This window comes from Streptomyces endocoffeicus, assembly GCF_016741935.1.
GTDB lineage: Bacteria > Actinomycetota > Actinomycetes > Streptomycetales > Streptomycetaceae > Streptomyces > Streptomyces endocoffeicus.
On the sequence record NZ_JAERRG010000011.1, the window covers coordinates 131,059 to 149,217 of the forward strand.

The following is an 18,159-nucleotide window of genomic DNA, read 5'->3' on the forward strand; positions in this document are numbered from 1 at the left end:
CGCCCCAGACCCCGGGGCTCCGCCCCAGACCCCCGGGCTCCGCCCCAGACCCCCGGGCTCCGCCCCAGACCCCCGGGCTCCGCCCCAGACCCCCGGGCTCCGCCCCAGACCCCCGGGGCTCCGCCCAGACCCCCGGGGCCCGCCCAGACTCCGGGGCCCGCCCCTTCCCGAAACTGGGGCCCCGCCCCAGACCTCGGGGCCCGCCCCAGACCTCGGGGCCCGCCTCAGACCCCAGACCCCAGGGCCCAAGCCCCTGGTTCGGGCGGGGCGGCCTGCCGCAGGTGTCAAGGCTCGCAGGGCACCCTCTAAGCGGCCTCGCTGAAGTCCGGTGCGGTTCGGGTGCGCCCCGAAGGGGCGCGGGGCTGTGGCGATGTGCGGCTCCGCCGCGTGGGCGCGACCGGCCACGACGGCGTCGCGGACGATCGACGGCAGGTCAGGGCACTTCCAGCGGAGCGCTTACTCGGCCTCGACCGTGACCGAGAACGAGAACCGGTCGCCCCGGTAGTGGATGCGGGCCACGTCCACCACGCGGCCGCTCTCGTCGTAGGTGACCCCCGTGTAGTGCAGGATCGGGCTGAGCAGCGGGACCTGGAGCAGCCGGGAGGTCTCGGGGTCGGCGAGGCGGGCCTCCACCGTGTCCGTGATCCGGCTGATCCGCACCCCCACCGCGTCCCGCAGCACCTTCGTCATCGGCCAGCGGGCGAGGTCCGCGAGGTCGATGCGGTCGGCCAGCTCGGGGCGGACCAGGTTCTCCGCCCAGTTGGTGGGCTCGCCGCTGTGGCCGTCCCGGCGCAGCCGGCGGTAGGCGGTCGCCTCGTCCAGGTCCGGGAAGTACTCCGCGAGCGCCGCCGGCACCGGCGCCGGGCCGTGCTCCAGCACCGTCGTCCGCTCGCCCGACTGCTGGGCGACGATCGCGTCCACCGACCCCAGCAGCCGCACCGGCGCGGCCCGGCGGGCGCTCGGGTCGATGAAGGTGCCGCGGCGCCGGTGGCGGCTGATCAGCCCCTCGGTCTCCAACTCCTTGAGCGCCTGCCGCATGGTGAGCACGCTGACCCCGTAGTGCTCGGCCAGCCGGTCCTCGGTCGGCAGCCGCAGCGGATCGTGCGGGGCCCGCCCGAGTATCGAGGCCCGCAGCGACTGCGAGACCTGGTACCACAGCGGCAACTTGCGGTTGAGGGCGAGGGAGTCGGGCGCGAAGGTGGTCACACGGTCTCCGGTCGACGGCGGCAACGGCGGCGTTCAGGGGCGGAAATGGCGTTCCAGACCCTGCCATACGTCGTCATAGCGCCCCTGGAGATGGTCCGCCTCCAGCGCCTGCCGGGTGGCCGTGACCGGCCAGCGCGTCTCGAACATGAAGGCCAGCCCGTCGTCCAGCCTGTGCGGGGCCAGCTCGGCCGCGCTGGCCCGCTCGAAGGTCTCATGGTCCGGGCCGTGTGCGGACATCATGTTGTGCAGCGAGCCACCGCCGGGTACGAAGCCCCCCGCGCCGCCGGTCTTCGCGTCGTACGCGCCCTCGATCAGCCCCATGTACTCGCTCATCACATTGCGGTGGAAGTACGGCGGCCGGAAGGTGTCCTCCCCGACCAGCCAGCGCGGGGCGAAGACCACGAAGTCCACGCCCGCGAGCCCGGGGGTGTCGGAGGGCGAGGTGAGCACCGTGAAGATGGACGGGTCCGGGTGGTCGTAGCTGATGGTGCCGAGCACATTGAAGCGGCGCAGGTCGTACACGTACGGCACATGGGTGCCGTGCCAGGCGACCACGTCCAGCGGCGAGTGGTCGTAGGTGGCGGCCCACAGATTGCCGCAGAACTTGTTGACCACCTCCACCGGGCGCTCCACGTCCTCGTACGCGGCGACCGGGGCGAGGAAGTCCCGGGGGTTCGCCAGCCCGTTGGCGCCGATCGGGCCGAGGTCGGGGAGGGTGAACGGGCGGCCGTAGTTCTCGCACACATAGCCGCGCACGGACGGCTCCAGCGGCTCCACCCGGAACCGCACCCCGCGCGGGATCAGCGCCACATGCCCCGGCTCGGCGCGCAGCAGGCCGAACTCGGTGTGCAGCAGCAGCCCGCCCCGCTCGGGGACGATCAGCAGCTCGCCGTCCGCGTCGCTGAACACCCGGTCGGCCATGGGCGCGTTGGCGGCGTAGAGGTGGATGGCCATGCCCGCGCGCTGGGTGGCGTCGCCGTTGCCGCCCAGCGTCCACAGCCCGGCGAGGAAGTCGGTGCCCTCCGGCGGCTCCGGAAGCGGGTCCCAGCGCAGCCGGTTGGGGTCGGGCGCGGCCTCGGTGAAGGGCGCCCCGCGCAGCGCGCCGCCCGCGACGCGGGTGAACGGCGGATGCGCGGCGGAGGGCCGGATGCGGTACAGCCAGGAGCGCCGGTTGGTGGCGCGCGGCTCGGTGAAGGCGCTGCCGCTCAGCTGCTCCGCGTAGAGCCCGAGCGGGGCGCGCTGGGGGGAGTTGCGGCCGATGGGCAGTGCGCCGGGCACGGCCTCGCTACTGTGCTCATTGCCGAAACCGGAGGCGTAGACCAGCTCTTCGGCCGTCTTGCGCGCCCGCTCGATCCCCTGCTCGTGTCCTCGCTGATCGCCATGCTGATCGCCATGCCGCTCGCTGTGCTGGATCCCCGTGCCGTCGCCCATCGCGCGCTCCCACCGCTCCGCCGCACACCACTAGTTTCCACTTGATTCCTATGTCAGACGATAGGAATCGAAACCCGGGCTCGTCAATGATCGGGCAGGATGGTGGCGTGCCCATACCGCCCCTCCGCCGCCATCCGGTCCAGCGCCGCAGCGCCGAGCGCCTCGGCCGGATCCTCGACGCGTGTGCCGAACTCCTCGACGAGATCAGCTACGAAGAGCTGAGCACCCGGGCCGTCGCCGAGCGCGCCAACGTGCCCATCGGCTCGGTCTACCGCTTCTTCTCCAACAAGCGGGCGATGGCCGAGGCCCTGGCCCACCGCAATCTGGACGAGTACGCCGAGCGGATCACCCGGCGGCTGGCCGCCTCGGACGCGGCCTCCGGCTCCGGCTCCGCCTCCGGCTCCGGACCGGACGGGGGCGGGGGCGGCGGTTGGCGGGAGGCGATGGACGTCGTCGTGGACGAGTATCTGGCGATGAAACGCGGGGCGCCGGGCTTCGCGCTCATCGAGTTCGGCCATCCGGTCCCGGCCACCGCGCCGCCCGAGCAGCCCAACCATCTGGTCGCCGACCGGCTGCGGACGCTGCTCGCCGACCGGCTCGGGACGGGCGGGGACGGGGCGACCGAGGAGCGGCTGCGGGTGGCCTTCCTGCTCGCGGTCGAGACGGCGGACGCGCTGCTGCGGCTGGCGTTCCGGGTGGACCCGGAGGGCGATCCGGCGATCGTGGCGGAGACGAAGGAGCTGCTGCGCGCCTATCTGGCCCGGGTCCTGGACTGACTCACAAACGCCCGGGTGTCCCCGGGCCCCCGGTTCCTCAGGGTCTCCCGGGCCCCCGGGTCTGCCGGTTGCCTGGGCCCGCTTGGCCCGCCGGACCCCCGGGTCTGCGAGTTCCCTGGGCCCGCCGGGCTCCCGGTCTGCCAAGTCTCCCGGCCCTTGGATCCCCCGGATTCTCCGGGTCTGCTGAGCCCGGATCCTCCCGGCCCCGGATTCTCCGGGTCCCCGGGTCCTTCGGGGCCCTGGGCCCTCGGGCCTGGGCCCCGAAGGTCCACCGGATCCACCGGGATCCCTCCCCGACATGCCTACCAGTCGGTATGGTGAGCGGGTCCGGCGCGTCATCGCGGCCTCGCCGCCGTCCCTGGGAGAGACCGATGAGCACTGCCCCGCGTATCTGCCCGCTCTGCGAGGCCACCTGCGGGCTGACCCTCACCATCGACGAGGGGAGGGTGACCGGGGCGCGCGGCGATCGCGAGGATGTCTTCAGCCGCGGCTTCATCTGCCCCAAGGGCGCCGCGTTCGGGCAGCTCGACGCCGACCCCGACCGGCTGCGGCGCCCCCTCGTCCGCCGCGCCGGGCAACTCGTGGAGACCGGCTGGGACGAGGCGTTCGCGGCCGTGGCGGAGGGGCTGGCCCCGCTGCTGCGCGAGCACGGCCCGCAGTCCGTGGGGGTCGTGCTCGGCAACCCCAATGTGCACACCGTGGCCGGCGGGCTCTATCCGCCGCTGCTGCTCGGCGCGCTGCGCACCCGTAACGTCTTCAGCGCCAGCACCCTCGACCAGATGCCCAAGCACGTCTCCAGCGGACTGCTGTACGGGGACGCCAACGCGCTTCCGGTGCCCGACCTGGACCGTACGGACCATCTGCTGATGCTCGGCGCCAACCCGCTGGACTCCAACGGCAGTCTGTGCACCGCCCCCGACTTCCCCGGGCGGCTGCGGGCGCTGCGGCGGCGCGGCGGGCGGCTGGTGGTGATCGACCCCCGGCGCACCCGTACGGCCGCGCTGGCCGACCACCATGTGGCGATCCGGCCCGGCACCGACGCCCTGCTGCTCTTCGCCATGGTGCAGGTGCTGTTCGCCGAGGACCTGGTGGCGCCCGGCCCGCTCGCGGAGCACGTCAGCGGGGTGGCGGAGGTGCGGCGGCTGGCCGCGGACTTCCCGCCGGAGGCGGTGGCCGAGGCGTGCGATGTGCCCGCCGAGGAGATCCGCACCCTCGCCCGCGAGCTGGCCGCCGCGTCCCAGGGCGTGGTGTACGGGCGGGTGGGCTCCACCACCGTCGAGTTCGGCACCCTCACCAGCTGGCTGGTCGATGTGGTCAACGTGCTCATCGGGCAGCTGGACCGGCCCGGCGGCATGATGTTCCCGCTCGCCGCGACCGGCCGCCGGGAGCGCCCGGCGCGGCCCGGGAAGGGATTCGCGCTCGGCCGCTGGCACAGCCGGGTCAGCGGATACCCCGAGGCCAAGGGCGAACTGCCCACCGTCGCGCTCGCCGAGGAGATCGAGACCCCGGGCGAGGGGCGGATACGGGCGGTGCTGGCGCTCGCGGCCAACCCCGTGCTCTCCGCGCCGGACGGCGACCGCCTGGACCGGGCGCTGGCCGGGCTCGACTTCATGGTCAGCGTCGATCCGTACCTCAACGAGACCTCGCGCCACGCCCATGTGGTGCTGCCCCCGCCGCCGCCCAGCCGCAGCCCCCACTTCGACTACGCCTTCAACAGCCTGGCCGTGCGCAACCAGGTCCGCTACACCCGCCCCGCCATCCCCCTGGAGGCGGACCGGCTGAGCGAGAGCGCCATCCTGGCGCGGCTGGTGCTGTGCGTGAGCGGGAACGGCGGCGCCGACCCGGAGGCGGTGGACGCGATGGCGATCCAGGGGACCCTCGGCAAGGAGGTCGCCGACCCGCACTCCCCGGTGCACGGACGCGAGCCCGGCGAGCTGGCCGCGCTGCTGACCGGGGTGGACGGCCCCGAGCGCCGGCTGGACATGATGCTGCGACTGGGCCCGTACGGCGACGGCTTCGGCGCCGACCCCGACGGGCTGAGCCTGGAGAAGCTGCTCGCCCATCCGCACGGTATCGACCTGGGGCCGCTGCGGCCGCGCGTTCCCGGGCTGCTGAAGACCCGCAGCGGCACGGTGGAGCTGTGCCCGGAGCCGCTGGCCGCCGATGTGGACCGGCTGCGCCGGTCGCTGGCCGACCGGCCCTCGGGGCTGCTGCTGGTCGGCCGCCGCCATCTGCGCTCCAACAACAGCTGGATGCACAACGTCCCGGCCCTGATGGGCGGCAGCAACCGCTGCACGCTCCAGGTGCACCCCGAGGACGCCACCCGGCTGGGCCTGGCGGACGGCGGTCTGGCCCGGGTCAAGGGCGAGGGCGGGGAGCTGGAGGTGCCGGTCGAGGTGACGGACGCGGTACGGGCCGGAGTGGTGAGCCTGCCGCACGGCTGGGGCCATGCCCGGCCCGGCGTCCGGCTGTCCGTGGCCGGGGCCCGGCCCGGGGTCAATGTCAACCAGCTCTTCGACGGCTCACGGCTGGATCCGCTCTCGGGGACGGCGGTGCTCAATGGCCACCCGGTGCGCGTATCACCCTCGCTACGGCACTGACCTGGGGTTTTGCGCTTATTGCTCACGCGTCAAGACCTTGTTAACGGAAAGTTGCGGCACCTAACGTCGCCTCGACCGCCAAATCTGGGGGAGTTCAAAGGCGAACGTGAGGTAGCCAACTATGCTGACCATCCTCGGCTTCGTCATGATCGCGACATTCCTTGTCCTGATCATGATGAAGAAGATGTCCCCGATGGGCGCCCTGGTGCTCATCCCCGCGCTGTTCTGTGTGCTTGTCGGGAAGGGGGCGCACCTCGGGGACTACGTCCTCAAGGGCGTCGGCGATCTGGCACCCACGGCCGCCATGCTGATGTTCGCGATCATCTACTTCGGGGTGATGATCGACGTCGGCCTCTTCGACCCGATCGTCCGGCTCATCCTGCGGTTCTGCAAGGCGGACCCGATGCGGGTGGTGGTCGGCACCGCGATCCTCGCGGCGATCGTCTCGCTCGACGGCGACGGCTCCACCACCTTCATGATCACCGTGTCGGCCATGGTGCCGCTCTACCGGCGGCTGAAGATGAGCCTGGTGGTGATGACCGGTGTCGCGGCCATGGCCAACGGCGTGATGAACACCCTGCCCTGGGGCGGCCCGACCGCCCGCGCCGCCACCGCGCTCAAGGTCGACGCCAGCGACATATTCGTGCCGATGATCCCGGCCCTCGCGGTCGGTCTGCTCTTCGTGATCGCCCTCTCCTACGGCCTCGGCCTGCGGGAGCGCAAGCGGCTCGGCGTGCTGACGCTGGACGAGGTCACCGCCGGCGACCCGGAGCAGGTGCTGGTCGGCGCGGGCTCCGGCGGCAAGGGGGCCAAGGGCCGTAAGGGCGTCAAGGCCGCGCTGACCGGCGGCGGCGCGGGCTCCGGCACCGACGCGGAGGCCCAGTCCCCGAACGGCTCCGGCTCCTCGAGCGGCTCCGGCTCCTCGGATTCCTCCTCCCACGAGGGTGAGGACGCCGACGAGTTCAAGGGGCTCGACCCCCACCGCGCCACCCTGCGCCCCAAGCTCTACTGGTTCAACGCGGCCCTGACCGTCGCCCTGCTCGCCCTGATGGTGACCGAGACCATGCCGATCCCGGTCCTCTTCCTGCTCGCCGCCGCCGTCGCGCTCACCGTCAACTTCCCGAACATGAACGACCAGAAGGCGCGGGTGGCCGCGCACGCCGAGAACGTCGTCAACGTCTCCGGCATGGTCTTCGCCGCGGCCGTCTTCACCGGCGTCCTCACCGGCACCGGCATGGTCGAGCACATGGCCCGCTGGCTGGTCGACGGCGTCCCCGAGGGCATGGGCCCGCACATGGCCATCGTCACCGGTGTGCTGTCCCTCCCGCTCACCTACTTCATGTCCAACGACGGCTTCTACTTCGGCATCGTGCCGATCCTCGCCGAGGCCGGGGCCGCCCACGGGGTGTCCGCACTGGAGATCGCCCGCGCCTCGCTCGTCGGACAGGCCCTGCACATGTCGAGCCCGCTGGTCCCCGCCGTCTACGTGCTCGTCGGGATGGCGAAGGTCGAATTCGGCGACCACACCCGGTTCACCGTGAAATGGGCGGCGCTCACCTCCCTGGTGGTGCTCGCCGCGGGTCTCGCCTTCGGCATCATCTGACCCGTGAAGATAACGAAGCCCGGTAGGGGCTGGCTGCTGCGCCTGGTCATCGCCTTCTCGTTCACCCAGGGGGCGGTGAGCATGGCGCGGCCGGCCGTCTCCTACCGGGCGCTCGCGCTCGGGGCCGACGCCCGTGCCATCGGCGTGATCGCCGGTATCTACGCCCTGCTGCCGCTGTTCGCCGCCGTACCCCTCGGACGGCGCACCGACCACGGGCGGTGCGCCCCGCTGCTGCCCATCGGGGTCGCCCTCATCGCCACCGGCTGTGCGTTCAGCGGCACGGCCGGATCGCTGCCCGCGATGGCCGCGTGGAGCGGGGTGATGGGCCTCGGCCATCTGTCGTTCGTCATCGGCGCCCAGTCCATCGTGGCCCGCCAGAGCGCGCCCGAGGACCAGGACCGCAACTTCGGCCACTTCACCATCGGCGCCTCGCTCGGCCAGCTCATCGGGCCCGTCGCGGCCGGTCTGGTGGTCTCCGAACACGACGGGGCGATGGGCCGCACCAGCGCCGCCGCGCTGTTCGTCTCCGCCGCCCTCGCGGCCTTCTCCGTCACCTCGCTGTGGCGCATCGAGCGCCGCCCCGGCGGAACGGCGGCCGGGCGTGCCGAGGAGGCCCCGGCCCGCAAGGTCTCCGTACGGTCCATCCTGACCACCCGCGGGGTCGCCTCCGGCATGTTCATCAGCCTCGCGGTGCTCTCCGCCACCGACATCCTCACCGCCTATCTGCCGGTCGTCGGCGAACAGCGCGGCATCTCGCCCGCGGTCGTCGGGGTGCTGCTCAGCCTGCGCGCCGCCGCCACCGTGGCCTGCCGGCTCGCCATGACCCCGATGATCCGGTTGATGGGCCGCACCGTGCTGATGGCCGTCAGCTGTCTGGGCGCCGCGCTGCTGTGCGCGGGCATCGCCCTGCCGGTGCCCGCCTGGGCGCTCGGAGTGCTGCTGGCCGGGCTCGGCTTCTGCCTCGGCGTCGGCCAGCCGCTGTCCATGACGACCGTCGTCCAGGCGGCCCCCGAGGGGGCGCGCAGCACGGCCCTCGCGCTGCGGCTCACCGGCAACCGGCTCGGCCAGGTGGCCGCGCCCGCCTCCGCCGGTGTGCTCGCGGGGCTCGCGGGCACCGCCGCCCCCTTCGTCATGCTGGGCGGACTGCTCCTGATCTCGGCGGCGATAGCCGTCCGGCCGCTGCGTGGTCGCCCGGCGGAGGATCCTGCCGGGGATCCCGCCGCGGATCCCGCCGGGGACCGGCCGGTGCCGCAGAAGCGGCGTACGGAGGAGTCGTCCTCGGCCTCGCGGGGCACGGGACGGCCACCCCGGTGAGCCGGCAGTGAGAGTGAGATGGCCTCAGGGCCGCTCGCCGTCGACCATGTCCAGCCACGCCTTGGAGGCGTCCCCGAACGGCTCGGCGCGCCCCTCGACCGCCTCCATCAGCCACCGCCCCGCCGCCTCGGCCTCCGCTACGACGTCCGCCGGATAGCCGTACCGCACCTGGTGCTCGGCGAACTCGTCCTCGTCGTCCAACAGGGTCCTGCCGTCCGCCCGCTTGCGGATCACATCGAGGTCCAGGTCCACCATCGTGACCTCGTGGGAGGAGACCCACCGCGCAGGTGTGGCGATGTCGCAGTAGATCTCGGTCTCCCGGGGCGGGGCGTTGAACGCCGCGGTCCACCACGCGTCGCGCGGGAGGAGGACCACATGCGCGCAGGCGATCGGCACCATCGGGCCGTATCCCTTGCGCATGACGCCACCGCCGGGCAGCCCCAGCCAGACCCCATGGTCGTCCTCGCCCAGCCTGCGCATCCGCAGATTCCAGTGCAGAGAGCCGTCGTACTTGCGGTAGTTGACGGATACGAGATCTGGCATGAGCCGATCCTATGCGGTGGCCGGAGCGGCATGCCGCCTCATATCGGTGCGAGCTATCGGCCCCTGGCTGCCCGAGCCCGTGCTGACCGGACCGGACACCCCCGACACCGCGATCCGCACCGAATCGGTGTCCCTGGCGATGCTGGTGGTCCTGGAGACCCTGACCCCCTTGCAGCGCGCGGTGTTCGTGCTGCGCGAGGCGTTCGCCTACGACCACGCGGAGATCGCCGCGATCCTGGGCCGCAGCCCGGCCGCCGTCGACGCCCTGATGGACGTCCTGGCCCCCGAGGTGGTCATGTGGAGCGACGGCGGGGGCAAGCGCCGCGCCGCGCTCCGCGTGATCGAGGGCCGGGAGAAGGCGGCCCGCCTGGTGGCCGCCGTCAGCGGCCGGCTGCCCAGCTTCCACGCGCGCCCGGTACAGATCAACGGGGGCCCGGGGGTGGTCCTGTTCATCGGCGGAACGCTGTACGCGGCCGCGGTGTTCGACCCCGCGCCGGACGGCGAGCGGGTGCGCGGCATCTATGGCCTGATCAACCCCGACAAGCTCGGGCGACTCGCCGAGTCCGTCCACCCCTCGGCTGTAAGACTGGCCCCATGACAGAGCTGAACGGGGAACCGGCGGGCATCCGCGAGCTGACGGCGCTGGCCATGACCAACTACGGCCACTTCACCACCATGCGGGTGGAGGCCGGGCGGGTACGCGGGCTGTCCCTCCATCTCGACCGGCTGGTACGGGACTGCGGTGTGCTGTTCGGCACCGACCCGGACCGGGACCGCATCCGCGAACTGGTCCGGCGCACGGTCGCGGACACCACGGGACCGCTCACTGTCCGGGTGACCGTATACGACCCCGACCTCGGGCTGGAGCGGCCCGGAGCCGAGGCCACGCCGCGGATCCTGGTCACCACCCGGCCCGCCGCCGCGCCCTCGCTGCCCCCGCTGAACGTGCGCATCGCACCGCACCACCGCGACCTGCCGGAGGTCAAACACGTCGGCCTCTTCGGGCTGCTGCGGCTGCGCCGCCTGGCTCAGCTCGACGGCTACGACGATGTGCTGCTGACGGACGAACGGGGCGCGGTGTCCGAGGGCGCGACCTGGAACGTGGGGTTCTTCGACGGCGATCGCCTGCTGTGGCCGGACGCCACGTGCCTGCCCGGCGTCACCCAGCAACTGCTCCGCCGCGGCCACGGCGGCCCGCAGCACACCGAGCGGATCGACCCCGACCGGTTCGGCGAACTGCAGGCGGCCTTCGCGCTGAACGCGGGGGCGGGCGTGCGCCCGATCCGGTCGATCGACGGGGTGGAGTTCGACCCGGAGCATCCGGTCCTGGACACCTTGCGCAAGGTGTACGCCGCGACGGAAGCGGAACCGCTGTAGGACGGTCCGCATGAGGGGTGTCCGGCGGATCGTGCCGCCTGCGGCGGACTGCTCCCCTCCCCGCCCCTTCCCGAAACTGGGACTCCGCCCCAGACCCCGAAACCGGGGCTCTGCCCCAGGCCCCGGGTCGGGGTATCGGTATGCGGCTCCGCCGCGTGGCAGGGGGTCCGCCCCTGGATCCCGGGTCCAGGGGCGGACCCCCTGGTGTCGGGAAGGGGCGGGTAGGGGAAAGATCCGTCGGACCCCCTAGACGGCACGTGTGAGCGGGCTCGCGTGCGGCCGCCCGGCGGGAGGCGGCCCGTGGCGGGCCGCCCGCCTGCGGCGGGTCCGCCGCCCGGGGTGCCGGGCGGTGGACCCGTGAGCCGCCATGCGTCGTGGGCCGGTCAGCCGGTGAGAGCCCGGTCGTTGTCGCGGCGCGGGGGCGGTGTTGTTGGTGGCCGCGGCTCCGCCCACCAGCGCCTTGAACGGCACCTTCTGCGAACGGATCTCGCCGACCAGCCGGTCCGCGTCGTCCGCGCCGGCCGTCTCCGGCACCACGGAGACGTAGCCGGCGTCCCCCGAGGCGAAGCGCGCGTAGCGCTGGTCGGGCCGGTGGGCGCGGAGTTCCCCGGCCGGGTGGGCACCGAGACGGCGGCGGCCCATGAGCGTCCACCGCGGCCCCGGACAGGGCCTAAGCGCTTGCTCACTCTCCGTGTAGGGTGTGCGCCATGGACGCGGAGCCCAAGAACACCGGAGGCAAGGTCGAGCCCTGGGGCGACATCACCCCCGACGCCGCCCGGCGGCTGGTGAGCGCCGCCGTGCACGCCTTCGCGGAGCGTGGCTACCACGCCACCACCACCCGGGACATCGCCAGCCGCGCCGGAATGAGCCCGGCCGCGCTCTACATCCACTACAAGACCAAGGAAGAGCTGCTCTACCAGATCAGCAAGGTCGGCCATGAGCGCGCCCTGACGATCGTGGAGCGGGCGCGGGACAGCGAAGGCACCCCCGCCGAGCGGCTGGCCGACGCCGTCCGCTCCTTCGTCCGCTGGCACGCCGAGCACCACACGACCGCGCGCGTGGTGCAGTACGAGCTCGGCGCGCTCGCGGAGGAGCACCACGCCGAGGTCATCGCGGTCCGCAAGGCCACGGACGGGGCGGTGCGCTCGATCATCGAGGACGGGGTGAAGGCGGGCGTCTTCGACGTCCCGGACGTCCGTGGCACCACGGTCGCGGTGCTGTCCCTGTGCATCGACGTCGCCCGCTGGTTCAACGCCGGCGGGCGCAGCACCCCCGATGAGGTCGGCGACCTCTACGCGGGTCTGGTGCTGCGCATGGTGGGCGCCGGCGGCGGTCAGACGTAGTAGCGGACGATGGATTCCGCCACGCACACCGGCTTGTTGCCGCCCTCCCGCTCCAGGGTCACCGTCAGCGTCATCTGGAGACCGTCCTTGACCTCGGCCACCTCCACGATGCGGCCGGTGGCGCGCAGCCGGGAGCCGACCGGGACGGGGGAGGGGAAGCGGACCTTGTTGACGCCGTAGTTGATGCCCATGCGCACGCCCTCGACCCGCAGCAGCTGCGGGGTGAACGACGGCAGCAGGGACAGCGTCAGATAGCCGTGCGCGATCGTGGTGCCGAACGGACCGGCGGCGGCCCGCTCCGGGTCCACATGGATCCACTGGTGGTCGCCGGTCGCGTCGGCGAACAGATCGATGCGCTTCTGGTCGATCTCCAGCCAGTCGCTGGGGCCGAGTTCCTCGCCGACCGCGGACCGCAGTTCATCGGGCGAGGTGAAGATCCTGGGCTCTGCCATACGTGCCTCCCGGGCAACCACTCACTAAGCGACTGCTCAGCATGGTCGGCTGACCTGGGCCCTGTCAACGCGGCCCGCGCCGACGCGGCCATCGGCGAGCGTCGGTGATCGACGGGCGTCGGTGATCGACGGCTGTCTCAGGGTGATTCCGGCGCGCTCGCCGGTCGTCCGATGCTCAAAGGGTCCGACGAGCGCGCTCCCGGCCGGGGCGGCCGGGTGTCATACGGCGGCGTACCGGCTCATCCGGACCACGCGCCGTGCCGCCGCCAGGGCCTCGGTGGTCAGCAGCGGCAGCGGCACCACGATGCCGCAGTCCGCGCAGACCGGCCCGGCCGAGGGATAGCGGTCCAGGTCCTCGCGCCAGACCAGGCCCGGCCGGATGCATACCGGGCAGGCCGCCCCAGGGCCCGACTCCATCGCCGCGATCAGCCGTCGCAGCACATCCGCGAGGCGGTCGCCGGGATGGGCCGAGGGGCTCTCGCAGGGAATGATGTCGCATCCGCCCCAGGTGCGCAGATGCCAGTCGTCGACAGCGCTCGGCTGCCGGATGCCGAGAAGTTTCTCCTGCCTGCGCCGGGCGGCGAAGTCCGCCTCGTACGCGAGCCACAGTGTGCGGGCCTCCTCGAGCTCCTCAAGGGCGGTGAGCAGTCGTAGGGGGTCCGGCCTGCGATCCTCCGGGGTCATCCCGGAGCGGGTGCACAGATGATGCCAGGTCGCCCGGTGCCCGTACGGCGCGAACCGTTCCAGGCATTTGCGCAGCGATGTGCGCCGGGCGGTGATGTGTCTGCGTGGATTGCGAACCTCTCGGGCAAGTGCTCTGAAACCGGCCACTTCCTACCACCTCCGCGATTGCGGACCCGACTCGTTGTCGAATGGACGTAACGCAGCGCGATCCGGATCCATCGAATTCCCTGGATCTTCGCGGGCAGTCCTCATCCGTCCGCAAATGGAAAGAAGTTGACGCCCGCTCACCTTCCGGGCCGCTAATACCGCCGGTAACCTCCGTCCGACGGCAATCGGGAGGAGCGCACATGCGACGACGAACCCCCAGGCCCACCAGAACCCGCAGGCTCACCAGTACCGTGCTCGCCGCGGCCGCCGCGCTCGGCCTCGGCATCGCCCTCGCGGCCCCGGTGCCCCAGCCGGCCCGGGCGCAGCCCGCCGCGGCGGCCGCCACCGACTACTGCCGGGGCCAGTGCTCCGACATCCTCCCGCCGGGCGCCACCGGCAACGCCACCCTCGCCGACATCCTCGCCAACCGGGTGCTGGGCACCCACCCCGAGCACACCGCCGACCAGCTCGGCCCGTACGGCGATCTGGCGAGCGGCTACCCCACCCTCACCGACGACAAGCTGAACAGCTTCTTCAACGACTCCTCCTTCGGAGTCCCCGCCGACCAGGTCGCCTCCGTGACCAAGCCGCGCGACGACGTCACGATCACCCGCGACAAGAAGACCGGCGTCCCGCACATCCAGGGCACCACCCGCGAGGGCACCGAGTACGGCGCCGGATACGCCGCCGCCCAGGACCGGCTGTGGCTGATGGACCTCTTCCGCCATGTGGGCCGCGGCGAGCTGACCCCCTTCGCCGGTGGCGCCCCCGCCAACCAGGGCCTGGAACAGGACTTCTTCCGCCAGGCGCCGTACACCGAAGAGGACTACCAGGCGCAGATCGACTACATCCTCGCCACCGGCGGGGAGCGCGGCCGCCAGGCGCTGGCCGACGCCCAGGCGTATGTCGACGGGATCAACGCCTACGCCAAGAAGTCCAAGGACGGCCGGTACTTCCCCGGTGAGTACGTGCTCACCGGCCATATCGACGCGATCACCAACGCCGGTGAGATCCAGCCGTTCAAGCTCACCGACCTGATCGCGCTGGCCTCCGTCGTCGGCGCGCTCTTCGGCAACGGCGGGGGCGGCGAGGTGGAGGGCGCGCTCTCGCTGCTCGCCGCCCAGCAGAAGTACGGCCTCGCCGAGGGCACCAAGGTGTGGGAGTCCTTCCGGGAGCGCAACGACCCGGAGGCGGCGCTGACCGTACGCGACGGCAGCTTCCCGTACGCCGGCAAGCCCGCCGCGCCCAAGGGCACCGCCCTGCCCGACAGCGGCTCGGTCACCCCCGAACAGCTCGTCTACGACCGCGAGGGCGGCGCCGCCACCAAGGCCCGCACCCAGGTCAAGGCCCCCAAGTCGTCCCTGGAGCCGCTGCGCGGCATCTACGACGACGGGGTGCTGCCCCGCGATCTGTTCAGCCGCAAGAAGGGCATGTCCAACGCGCTCGTGGTCTCCGGCAAGTACACCGAGAGCGGCCACCCGGTGGCCGTCTTCGGCCCCCAGACCGGCTACTTCGCCCCGCAGCTGCTGATGCTCCAGGAGATCCAGGGCCCGGGGATCAGCGCCCGCGGCGCCTCCTTCGCGGGGGTCGGGATGTACGTCCAGCTCGGCCGGGGCCAGGACTACGCCTGGAGCGCCACCACCTCCGCCCAGGACATCACCGACACCTACGCGGTCGAGCTCTGCTCCCCGGACGGCTCCGCGCCGTCCAAGGACTCCACGTACTACCGCTATCGCGGCGACTGCGTGCAGATGGACAAGCTGGAGCGGCGCAACGCCTGGAAGCCCACCCTCGCCGACTCCACCGCCGCCGGTTCGTACCGGATGCAGGTCTACCGCACCAAGTACGGGCTGGTGACCCATCGCGCGACCGTCGGCGGCAAACCGGTGGCCTACACCGTGCTGCGCTCCACCTACCGCCACGAGGCCGACTCCATCGTCGGCTTCCAGATGCTCAACGACCCCGGCTATGTGACCGACGCCAAGTCCTTCCAGAGCGCGGCACAGCACATCAACTACACCTTCAACTGGTTCTACGCCGACTCCCGGCAGACCGGCTACTACAACAGCGGGCTCAACCCGGTGCGCGCCGCGGACGTCGACTCCTCGCTGCCGGTGAAGGCCGAAACCGCCTATGAGTGGCGGGACTTCGACCCGAAGGACAACACCTCCGCCGCCACCCCGCCCGCCGAACACCCCCAGTCCATCGACCAGGACTACTACATCAGCTGGAACAACAAGCTGGCCAAGGACTACAGCGCGGCCGGTTTCGGCAACGGCTCGGTGCACCGCGGCAACCTCCTCGACGACCGGGTGCGCGCCCTGGTCCGCAAGGGCGGTGTCACCCGCTCCGCGCTCACCCGGGCCATGGCCGAGGCCGCCGTCACCGATCTGCGCGGCGAGGACGTGCTGCCGGAGCTGCTGAAGGTGGTGCGCTCCAAGCCCATCGACGATCCCCAGCTGGCCACGGCCGTACAGCAGCTGGACTCCTGGCAGTCGGCGGGCTCACAGCGCCATGAGACCAGCGCCGGCTCGCACACCTACGGGCACGCCGACGCGGTACGGATCATGGACGCCTGGTGGCCGCTGCTGGTCGAGGCCGAGTTCAAGTCCGGCCTGGGCGACGGGCTCTACGACGCGCTGCGCGCCAATCTGACGGTCGACGAAGCGCCCTCGGCCGGACACGGCCCCACCGGCTCGCACGCCGGGTCGTCCTTCCAGTACGGCTGGTGGTCCTATGTCGACAAGGATCTGCGCACGGTCCTCGGCGAGGACGTCAAGGGCCCGCTGGCCCGCCCGTACTGCGGCGGCGGACAGCTCGGTGCCTGCCGTGACGCCCTGCTGACCAGCCTGAAGACGGCCGTGGGCAAGACCGCCGCCCAGGTCTACCCGGGGGACGACAACTGCTCCGCGGGCGACCAGTGGTGTGCCGACGCCATCATCCAGCGGCCGGTCGGCGGGCTCACCCACGACAAGATCAGCTGGCAGAACCGGCCCACCTTCCAGCAGGTGGTGGAGTTCCCGGCGCACCGCTGAGGCCCTGAGGGGCGGGGACTCGCACCCGGCGAGGCCCCGCCCCGGTCCGCTACCCCGGTCCGCTACCCCGCTCCGGTCCGCTACCCCGCTCCGATCCGGCCCGCGCGCAGCACCACCCGGGCCAGCTCCTCATGGCAGATGTCGCTGTGCGCCCCGGCCGGCGGCACACCGTGCCGGACCACCTCCGAGACATCGACGCTCACACAGCCTCCGTCCGGGAACGGGCCGTCCAGCGCCTCGGCCAGCTCCAGCCGCGGGCAGTCCGCCACCGCCCGGACGCCGTCGTACCCCATCGCCCCCCAGCGGATGTCGCCCGGCAGCAGCGAGGCATCGTCCCAGGACACCCGCGACGCCACCGGATACAGCAGCCCGAGCGCCGTGTCATGGCGCGAATGGCAGGACACCACCGGCCCGCTGACCCGGCGCGGGGCGTCGTGCAGCACCCCGCCGCGGTCGGCGGCGTGCGGCAGCCGCTCGGCGAAGGCGTAGTGCGAGAACGCCCCCTGGAGCAGGGTCACCGAGGCCACCGTGGCGCCCTCCGCCATCCCGGTCAGCGCGAACGACACCAGCCGGCCGCCGAAGCTGTGGCCGACCAGATGGAGCCGCGGCGCGGGCCGGAGGGCCGCGAGTGCGCCGAGCACCGGCCCGAGGCCCTCGCGCCCGACCGTGCCGGCCCGCCGCTTCATCACGTAGTACGTCCCCTGGCGCAGCAGCTCGTGCGCCCCGTCCCAGAGGCCGCCGAGCCCGCTGTCGAAGACGGCGCGGTCCTCGGCGTCGGTCTTCCCGCGCGCCTCGGTGAGCGCGGCGGCGAACCGCTCACAGACCTCGGTCACGTCCTCCCCGAACATCGCCGGTACGCCGTCCTCGTCCGGCTCCGCGTCCGTGTCCGCCACGTCCCCCGCGCCGCCGGACATCCCGCGGACCCGCACCAGACCGCGCAGCAGCACCGCGAACTCGTCCAGCGCCACCGGCCGTTCCGGCCGCTCGGCCAGCAGCTCCGCGAGGCGCGCCACGATCTGCTGCCGCCCCGGGAAGACCAGGTCCAGCGCCCGGTGGGTGTCCGCGTCGAGCCCCGGCGGCGCCCCGGGCGCCTGTTCCCGGGGTAACCCCCCGAGCGACTCGTCGGCGAACCGCATCGACGGCCACACCACTCCCACATAGCCCGGCCGCGCCGGGCCCGCCTCGCCGAGCAGCCCCGGGAAGGGCGCGAAGAAGCGGTCGTACAGTCGTGTGGCCATCGTCCGGGTGTTGTTCCAGCCGTGCGAGAACACCACCAGATCGGTGAGCTCCTGCTGAGCGGCCTGTTCCAGCAGCCGGTCCCGCTGCCGGGTGTCGACGTCCCCGTCCGCGTCGAATCTCAGCTCCCAGTACGGCCTTACGCTCATCCCCGTCATCGTTCTTTCCCCTCGGATGGTCCGATGTGCGTGCATCGTCCCAACTGCTCCGACCGCTGGCCATACGACACGCGTACGGTCGCCGTCGGACAATCGGCCAGCCGTTCGACTTACCCGGAATGGGACGGGCGGAACCTGGAATGCCGGGCTCCGTCACCGTCCGGCGATAGGGAATTCCCGAATATCCATCGGAAGAATATCGCCGCTGTACTCGGGATCAGTACATGACAAGGCGCTGCACTATGCTGCGAACG

The 18,159-nt window shown here is 72.4% G+C and carries 15 protein-coding genes; 8 read left to right on the forward strand and 7 right to left on the reverse strand.

Features of this window, described 5'->3' with window-relative positions:
- Positions 1 to 456: 456 nt before the first annotated feature.
- Positions 457 to 1,206: a GntR family transcriptional regulator gene (locus JK364_RS26510; protein ID WP_201853795.1), complete on the reverse strand. Its 750-nt coding sequence runs from the start codon at positions 1,204 to 1,206 to the stop codon at positions 457 to 459.
- 33 nt (positions 1,207 to 1,239) lie between these two features.
- Entirely contained in the window at positions 1,240 to 2,637 is a 1,398-nt protein-coding gene (gene hmgA, locus JK364_RS26515) for a homogentisate 1,2-dioxygenase (protein ID WP_230992531.1), read from the reverse strand.
- An 86-nt stretch (positions 2,638 to 2,723) separates the two neighbouring features.
- Here hmgA and JK364_RS26520 point away from each other — a divergent pair, with 86 nt between their 5' ends.
- From JK364_RS26520 to JK364_RS26535, 4 genes are all read left to right on the forward strand, one after another.
- Complete coding sequence (locus tag JK364_RS26520) at positions 2,724 to 3,413, forward strand: TetR/AcrR family transcriptional regulator (RefSeq protein WP_201853796.1); 690 nt, start codon at positions 2,724 to 2,726, stop codon at positions 3,411 to 3,413.
- Positions 3,414 to 3,784: 371 nt separating this feature from the next.
- A complete protein-coding gene (locus JK364_RS26525) occupies positions 3,785 to 6,013 on the forward strand; it encodes a molybdopterin oxidoreductase family protein (protein ID WP_201853802.1) in 2,229 nt (742 codons plus the stop codon).
- A gap of 121 nt (positions 6,014 to 6,134) precedes the next feature.
- Positions 6,135 to 7,616, forward strand: coding sequence for a CitMHS family transporter (locus JK364_RS26530; protein WP_201853803.1), 1,482 nt, complete (start codon positions 6,135 to 6,137; stop codon positions 7,614 to 7,616).
- Between the two features lie 3 nt (positions 7,617 to 7,619).
- The gene (locus JK364_RS26535; RefSeq protein ID WP_201853805.1) at positions 7,620 to 8,930 is read left to right on the forward strand and encodes an MFS transporter; all 1,311 of its coding nucleotides are present in this window, start codon (positions 7,620 to 7,622) and stop codon (positions 8,928 to 8,930) included.
- A 24-nt stretch (positions 8,931 to 8,954) separates the two neighbouring features.
- Here JK364_RS26535 and JK364_RS26540 read toward each other — a convergent pair whose 3' ends face one another.
- Entirely contained in the window at positions 8,955 to 9,473 is a 519-nt protein-coding gene (locus JK364_RS26540) for a ribonuclease FAU-1 family protein (protein WP_201853807.1), read from the reverse strand.
- On the opposite strand from JK364_RS26540, the gene JK364_RS26545 reads away from it, so the two are divergent.
- Both JK364_RS26545 and JK364_RS26550 read left to right on the forward strand, forming a co-directional pair.
- Positions 9,472 to 10,071: a sigma factor-like helix-turn-helix DNA-binding protein gene (locus JK364_RS26545; RefSeq protein ID WP_201853808.1), complete on the forward strand. Its 600-nt coding sequence runs from the start codon at positions 9,472 to 9,474 to the stop codon at positions 10,069 to 10,071. The genes JK364_RS26540 and JK364_RS26545 overlap by 2 nt on opposite strands.
- A complete protein-coding gene (locus JK364_RS26550; RefSeq protein ID WP_201853814.1) occupies positions 10,068 to 10,850 on the forward strand; it encodes an aminotransferase class IV family protein in 783 nt (260 codons plus the stop codon). Before JK364_RS26545 ends, JK364_RS26550 begins: the two co-directional genes overlap by 4 nt.
- Positions 10,851 to 11,096: 246 nt before the next feature.
- On the opposite strand, the gene JK364_RS26555 is transcribed toward JK364_RS26550, so the two are convergent.
- A complete protein-coding gene (locus JK364_RS26555) occupies positions 11,097 to 11,492 on the reverse strand; it encodes a hypothetical protein (protein WP_201853816.1) in 396 nt (131 codons plus the stop codon).
- A 65-nt stretch (positions 11,493 to 11,557) separates the two neighbouring features.
- Between JK364_RS26555 and JK364_RS26560 the strand changes: the two genes are divergently transcribed.
- A complete protein-coding gene (locus JK364_RS26560; RefSeq protein WP_201853818.1) occupies positions 11,558 to 12,193 on the forward strand; it encodes a TetR/AcrR family transcriptional regulator in 636 nt (211 codons plus the stop codon).
- On the opposite strand, the gene JK364_RS26565 is transcribed toward JK364_RS26560, so the two are convergent.
- Both JK364_RS26565 and JK364_RS26570 read right to left on the reverse strand, forming a co-directional pair.
- The gene (locus tag JK364_RS26565; protein WP_201853825.1) at positions 12,184 to 12,645 is read right to left on the reverse strand and encodes a MaoC family dehydratase; all 462 of its coding nucleotides are present in this window, start codon (positions 12,643 to 12,645) and stop codon (positions 12,184 to 12,186) included. The two genes, JK364_RS26560 and JK364_RS26565, sit on opposite strands and share 10 nt — an antisense overlap.
- 219 nt (positions 12,646 to 12,864) lie before the next feature.
- Entirely contained in the window at positions 12,865 to 13,476 is a 612-nt protein-coding gene (locus JK364_RS26570) for a hypothetical protein (RefSeq protein ID WP_201853827.1), read from the reverse strand.
- 200 nt (positions 13,477 to 13,676) lie between these two features.
- On the opposite strand from JK364_RS26570, the gene JK364_RS26575 reads away from it, so the two are divergent.
- On the forward strand, positions 13,677 to 16,511 hold the full coding sequence (locus JK364_RS26575) for a penicillin acylase family protein (RefSeq protein ID WP_201853828.1): 2,835 nt from the start codon (positions 13,677 to 13,679) through the stop codon (positions 16,509 to 16,511).
- An 80-nt stretch (positions 16,512 to 16,591) separates the two neighbouring features.
- On the opposite strand, the gene JK364_RS26580 is transcribed toward JK364_RS26575, so the two are convergent.
- Entirely contained in the window at positions 16,592 to 17,905 is a 1,314-nt protein-coding gene (locus JK364_RS26580; RefSeq protein WP_201853830.1) for a serine-threonine protein kinase, read from the reverse strand.
- Positions 17,906 to 18,159 lie beyond the last annotated feature (254 nt).

Coding starts and splice junctions, on each gene's coding strand:
- JK364_RS26550 (WP_201853814.1), top strand. CDS start 10,068: ATGACAGAGCTGAACGGGGAACCGGCGGGCATCCGCGAGCTGACGGCG.
- JK364_RS26560 (WP_201853818.1), top strand. CDS start 11,558: ATGGACGCGGAGCCCAAGAACACCGGAGGCAAGGTCGAGCCCTGGGGC.
- JK364_RS26575 (WP_201853828.1), top strand. CDS start 13,677: ATGCGACGACGAACCCCCAGGCCCACCAGAACCCGCAGGCTCACCAGT.
- hmgA (WP_230992531.1), bottom strand. CDS start 2,637: ATGGGCGACGGCACGGGGATCCAGCACAGCGAGCGGCATGGCGATCAG.
- JK364_RS26555 (WP_201853816.1), bottom strand. CDS start 11,492: ATGGGCCGCCGCCGTCTCGGTGCCCACCCGGCCGGGGAACTCCGCGCC.
- JK364_RS26520 (WP_201853796.1), top strand. CDS start 2,724: ATGATCGGGCAGGATGGTGGCGTGCCCATACCGCCCCTCCGCCGCCAT.
- JK364_RS26545 (WP_201853808.1), top strand. CDS start 9,472: ATGAGCCGATCCTATGCGGTGGCCGGAGCGGCATGCCGCCTCATATCG.
- JK364_RS26525 (WP_201853802.1), top strand. CDS start 3,785: ATGAGCACTGCCCCGCGTATCTGCCCGCTCTGCGAGGCCACCTGCGGG.
- JK364_RS26580 (WP_201853830.1), bottom strand. CDS start 17,905: ATGACGGGGATGAGCGTAAGGCCGTACTGGGAGCTGAGATTCGACGCG.
- JK364_RS26540 (WP_201853807.1), bottom strand. CDS start 9,473: ATGCCAGATCTCGTATCCGTCAACTACCGCAAGTACGACGGCTCTCTG.
- JK364_RS26530 (WP_201853803.1), top strand. CDS start 6,135: ATGCTGACCATCCTCGGCTTCGTCATGATCGCGACATTCCTTGTCCTG.
- JK364_RS26565 (WP_201853825.1), bottom strand. CDS start 12,645: ATGGCAGAGCCCAGGATCTTCACCTCGCCCGATGAACTGCGGTCCGCG.